Origin of the sequence: Pseudonocardia sp. McavD-2-B, from assembly GCF_024124365.1 — a bacterium.
Lineage (GTDB): Bacteria > Actinomycetota > Actinomycetes > Mycobacteriales > Pseudonocardiaceae > Pseudonocardia > Pseudonocardia alni.
In genome coordinates this window covers 1-1,354 of sequence record NZ_JAMXSG010000526.1, presented here as the reverse complement: position 1 = coordinate 1,354, position 1,354 = coordinate 1, and the positions used below count along the sequence as shown (strand labels likewise).

Here is a 1,354-nt window from a genome sequence, read left to right as displayed (position 1 = left end):
CTGAACCGCCCCGGCGTGTCGGGAGACTTGATCTTCTGAGGAGATGGAGTCATGACACGTCGTTCCCAGCCGCCGTATCCGCCGGAGTTGCGTGAGCGGGCGGTGCGCATGGTCGCCGAGGTCGAGTCGGACTACGACTCGCCGTGGGCGGCGATGAACGCCGTCGCCACCAAGCTCGGGGTCGGCACCGGGGAGACGGTGCGCAAATGGGTCCGTCAAGCCGAGATCGACGGTGGTGTCCGGCCGGGCACCACCACTGAGGAGTCCGAGGAGGTCAAGCGGCTGCGCCGGGAGGTCGCGGAGCTCAAGCGGGCCAACGAGATCCTCAAGGCTGCTTCGGCTTTCTTCGCGGCCGAGATCGACCGGCCACACAAGCGTTGGTGAGGTTCATCGACCAGCACGCCGCCCGCTCCACGGTGGGACGGCGGTGGGGTGTCGCGTCGATCTGCGCCCAGCTCGCCGAGCTGGGCGTGGCGATCGCCCCGTCGACCTACTACGCCGCCCGCGCCGCGGCGTTGAGGGCCCCGAGCAGACAGCAGGTGCGTGACGAGGAACTGACCGCTCAGATCAGCAGGGTGTATGCCGAGAACTATGGCGTCTACGGCGCTCGGAAGGTCTGGATCCAGCTGGGCCGCGAGGGCATCGACGTCGCCCGATGCACGGTCGAGCGGCTGATGCGCGCGGCGGGGCTGGCCGGGGTCCGCCGCGGACGCCGGGTCCGCACCACGATCGACGGTGGTGGGCCGCGGGCCGGTGACCTGGTCGAGCGCCGGTTCGACCGGCCGGCCCCGGACCAGCTCTGGGTTACTGACTTCACCTACGTGCCGACGTGGTCGGGGATGGTCTACGTCGCCTTCGTCATCGATGCCTGTTCGCGGCGGATCCTGGGCTGGCGCGCGGCCACGTCGATGCGTACCGAGCTGGTGCTCGATGCCCTCGAACACGCGGTATGGACTCGCGCCCGACAGGGCCATAAGGACCTGTCCGGGCTGGTCGCACACTCGGATGCGGGGTCGCAATATCGGTCCATCGCCTACACCGAACGACTCGCCGCGGCCGGCGCGGCGCCCTCGGTCGGGTCGGTGGGCGACGCGTATGACAACGCGTTGGCGGAGTCGACGATCGGGCTGTTCAAGACCGAGCTGATCAAGCCGAGAGGTCCGTGGCGCACGGTCGAGCAGGTCGAGATCGCCACCCTCGAGTACGTCGACTGGTTCAACCACCGACGGCTGCACTCCGCTGCCGCGGACCTGCCCCCGGCCGAGCTGGAGGCCGCGCACTACCGTCAACACATCGGCCAGCCCGAGTCAGAGCACTCAACCCGATAGCTCTCCGGACACGCCGGGGCGGTTCA

At 69.2% G+C, this 1,354-nt stretch carries 1 protein-coding gene; it reads left to right on the top strand.

The annotated features are described in order from the left end of the window. Positions 1-51: 51 nt before the first annotated feature. Positions 52-1,328 (top strand): IS3 family transposase gene (locus NH602_RS30900; RefSeq protein ID WP_232021061.1). Its coding sequence is split into 2 segments (ribosomal slippage): positions 52-340 and positions 340-1,328, totalling 1,278 coding nucleotides; the frame shifts between segments, so codons are not numbered across the junction. Positions 1,329-1,354 lie beyond the last annotated feature (26 nt).